3 protein-coding genes and 1 pseudogene are annotated in these 3,671 nt (G+C 35.1%); 2 read left to right on the forward strand and 2 right to left on the reverse strand.

Annotated features, from left to right (window positions below; translation table 11 throughout):
- A pseudogene (locus tag CVD18_RS22890) lies at window positions 1-409 on the forward strand (hypothetical protein); the annotation flags it as partial.
- Between the two features lie 271 nt (window positions 410-680).
- Here CVD18_RS22890 and CVD18_RS21750 read toward each other — a convergent pair.
- Entirely contained in the window at window positions 681-2,183 is a 1,503-nt protein-coding gene (locus CVD18_RS21750; RefSeq protein WP_103867562.1) for an aldehyde dehydrogenase family protein, read from the reverse strand.
- A gap of 209 nt (window positions 2,184-2,392) precedes the next feature.
- On the reverse strand, window positions 2,393-3,232 hold the full coding sequence (locus tag CVD18_RS21755) for an AraC family transcriptional regulator (protein ID WP_103867563.1): 840 nt from the start codon (window positions 3,230-3,232) through the stop codon (window positions 2,393-2,395).
- Between the two features lie 251 nt (window positions 3,233-3,483).
- On the opposite strand from CVD18_RS21755, the gene CVD18_RS22445 reads away from it, so the two are divergent.
- The gene (locus CVD18_RS22445) at window positions 3,484-3,648 is read left to right on the forward strand and encodes a transposase (RefSeq protein ID WP_146052904.1); all 165 of its coding nucleotides are present in this window, start codon (window positions 3,484-3,486) and stop codon (window positions 3,646-3,648) included.
- Window positions 3,649-3,671 lie beyond the last annotated feature (23 nt).

The raw sequence follows: 3,671 nt of genomic DNA on the forward strand, positions 1-3,671 counted from the left end.
TTGTAAAGAACATCTATGCGAATTTGCTAAACTTTACTATAAAGATGAAAAACAAAGATATAAGTGGATTGATACATGCTCAGAAATGATGCTTACCAAGGGGATTGACCCCATTATTGTAACACTTGAAAAATTACCAGAACAGCGCAAAACAACTGGAAAAAGAAACACATTGATCAACTATTATCGTAAAAATAAAGACAGAATGCAGTATCATAAATATATTGAAAAAGGGCTGATAATAGGATCGGGAACCATAGAATCTGCTCACAAAGATGTGCTGCAACAGCGATTGAAGTTATCTGGGCAGCGATGGACTATGGAAGGTTTTCAACAAATGGCGCAACTAAGAGTAGTATATAAAAGCAAAGAACACAGGATCAAACAATTATGCCAAAATGCAGCATAATGGGAAATTTGTCGTACACCCATTTACAATCTCAACTAAGGGAACTGTTGGCAGAAACCCTCGCTTGGCTAATGGTATGTGTGAAATTATTTCCATTTCTATTGTATATTTGTCTAGTACGCTGTACATAATGGGCTGCTTTTAAATAATTTACGTGTCGTAACGCAAATATCGGAAGCCCGTTTTTACAATTCAAAAAAAGTTTAAACCAGTTCAATAAAACCCTGAAAAATATTCAGGGTTTTATTGAAAACTTGTTGCTAGGTTTCAATTAAAAGAACCCCATAGGTTTCTTGTCGTAAGAGATTAACATGTTTTTTACAACACGGTAATGATCTAAAGCCATTTTATGGTTTTCACGACCAAATCCTGATTCTTTAACTCCTCCAAAAGGAGCGTGAGCAGGATAGGTATGATATTGGTTTACCCAAACTCTACCAGCTTGAATAGCACGTGGGACTTGGAATAATTCGTGAGCATCACGAGACCAAACACCAGCACCTAATCCATAAGGCGTATCATTTGCAATTGCGATAGCTTCTTCAGTAGAACTGAATGTTGTTAATGCTACAACAGGCCCAAAAATTTCTTCTTGGAATACACGCATATTGTTATCACCTTTTAACACTGTAGGTTGGATGTAATATCCTTCTGAAAGTTCGCCTTCGTAGTTCCCAGCGTCACCACCAGCTAATACTAATGCACCTTCTTCCTTACCAATGTTGATATAACTTAAGATTTTTTCGTATTGTACTTTAGACACTTGAGAACCAATCATAGTTTCAGGATCTAATGGATTTCCTGTTTTGATAGCTCTTAAACGTTCTTGCATTTTTTCAACAAAAACATCTGCGATATCTTCGTGTACTAAAATACGAGATGGAGCTGTACATATTTCTCCTTGGTTTAGTGCGAACATTAACGCACCTTCAATAGCTTTGCTAAAGAATTCATCGTCATGATCTGCTACAGAAGGAAAGAAAACGTTTGGAGACTTACCACCTAATTCCATAGTTACAGGAATAATGTTTTCGGCTGCATTATGCAATACTTTACGCCCTGTTTCAGTAGAACCAGTGAATGAAAGTTTTGCAATACGGTTAGACGTTGCTAAAGCTGCACCAGCTTCTGCACCAAAACCAGTTACAATGTTTAATACACCTGCTGGTAAAATGTCACCAATAAGTTCCATTAATGCGATAACACTAGTAGGAGTTTGTTCTGCTGGTTTTACAACCGCTGTACAACCTGCTGCTAAAGCTGGAGCAATTTTCCATGCTAACATTAACATTGGGAAGTTCCAAGGGATAATTTCTCCAACAACACCAATAGGCTCGTTTAATACGATACTTACGGTATTTTTGTCGTGTTCTGAAATACTTCCTTCATCTGCACGGATAATACCTGCGAAATAACGAAAGTGATCAATACAGTAAGGGATATCTGCTGCACGAGATTCACGAATTGGTTTCCCATTATCAATCGTTTCTAAAGTTGCCAAGTATTCGAAGTTGTCTTCTATTACTTGAGCAATTTTCAATAAAGTATTACTACGTTCTGTTGCTGAAGATGTACTCCATGAAGGGAACGCTTCGTGTGCTGCGTCAAGTGCAAGATCGATATCTTCTTGAGTTGAACGTGCAGCTTGAGTAAATACTTTACCATCTACTGGAGATACGTTATTGAAATACTGTCCTTTAACAGGAGCTACGAATTTACCTCCAATAAAATTTCCGTATCTTTCTTTGAATACAGGTTTAGTTACATTTGCCATAATTATAAATTTTAAATTTGATTTTTAAATAATGCTTGCAAAACAAGCGTTGTGTAATTACAGTGCAAATATATGTCGGGTTGTTACTTTTCTATTTATTGATACGGCTCAATAACTTATGAGAAAAGGTCAATGTGAGTAATTGTGAAATTTAGCGACTCACATTAGGTATTAACTAGTTGTTTGTCAGTATTTTGAATGATTGTTTTTTAATTCGAAATATCTGTTGGACTAATTCCGAACTTGTTTTTGAAAGCTATACTAAAGTTGGACAGGTTGTTATAACCTATATCTAAATAGATATCAGATGCTTTTAATTCACCACCTTGTAGCAGTTCCTTTGCTTTTTGTAGTCGTTTGTCCTGTAACCATTTTCCAGGAGGTTCGTCGTATTCGTTGGTAAAATGACGTTTAAAAGTCGATAGACTCATGTTACAGAGAAAGGCAATTTCTTCCAATTTTAAATTGGAGTTCACATTACTCTCTACTACTTTTTTTAATGGTGATATTTCTTTTGAGATTAAGGAATGTAAGTAATATTCGAATTGACTACCGTATTTGTTGAGTAAATACAGCATGATTTCTTCAAATTTTAAAACCAATAAGACATCGCTATAACTATGGTTCGTAAAGGTGTTAGACGATAAAGAGCTTATAAAAGCAGCAATATAATCGTCGTTTTCAATTACGAAATAAGGCACGTCTTCTTTATATGGTTTTATATCATTTGTGTATTTTCTTAAAAAATCAGTAAGTTTCTTTTCAGAAAAGAAGAAGAGTTTACAGTAGTAAATGGCTTCTGTATCCAGTAACTCTGTCCATAGCCAATTTCCTTTTTTAAGCAACAACGATTGTTTTTTATTTACTGCAACCGAGGTTCCCGCAAAGTGTACTTGTTTTTTCCCTACTTGAAGAAAGCTAAACATATTCATACCTAAATTCACTTTGCTTTTAACAACATCTGTTGTCATTTTAAAATCGTAAACAAATAAATCGGGACTTTCTTTTTTGTCCTTAATGTAGAGTTCAGGTATGTTTTCTATTGGCATCTAGATTTTTTTTCAGCTTGCAGGTAACGGTTAGTAATCGAGTAGACAAGGGGAATTTCGCCCCAAGCCTCTCCCAGAACTGTACGTGAATCTCTCGATTCATACGGCTCTTGTTGTACAAATCTAAGCAGTTAGGTTAATATGTGAAAATTTCTAATGGTAAAATAAGCTAGGATATTGTTTCCTAACTGGAATATCTAGTTTTGTTAGGACGATTTTAAATAGCCCATAATGTTAAATATATTTGAATTATGGTAAAGCGAAAACATAGTAACGATTTTAAACTTATGATTGTAGAGTTATTACAATCAGGTCAAAGTGTACAGCAAGTGAGTTCAGAATATGATTTAGATGGAAGTATGATGGATATTCTATGGATACTGACCCCCATTCTGGTCATATTGACCCCTCTGTAGCTTTTGGTCTTAAAAAGATATGT

This window comes from Aquimarina sp. I32.4, assembly GCF_002924285.1.
In the GTDB taxonomy this organism is placed as follows: domain Bacteria; phylum Bacteroidota; class Bacteroidia; order Flavobacteriales; family Flavobacteriaceae; genus Aquimarina.

What these genes read in the sequence shown, in the direction of transcription:
- CVD18_RS21755 (WP_103867563.1), bottom strand. Translation starts at nt 3,232, where the DNA reads ATGCCAATAGAAAACATACCTGAACTCTACATTAAGGACAAAAAAGAA.
- CVD18_RS22445 (WP_146052904.1), top strand. Translation starts at nt 3,484, where the DNA reads ATGGTAAAGCGAAAACATAGTAACGATTTTAAACTTATGATTGTAGAG.
- CVD18_RS21750 (WP_103867562.1), bottom strand. Translation starts at nt 2,183, where the DNA reads ATGGCAAATGTAACTAAACCTGTATTCAAAGAAAGATACGGAAATTTT.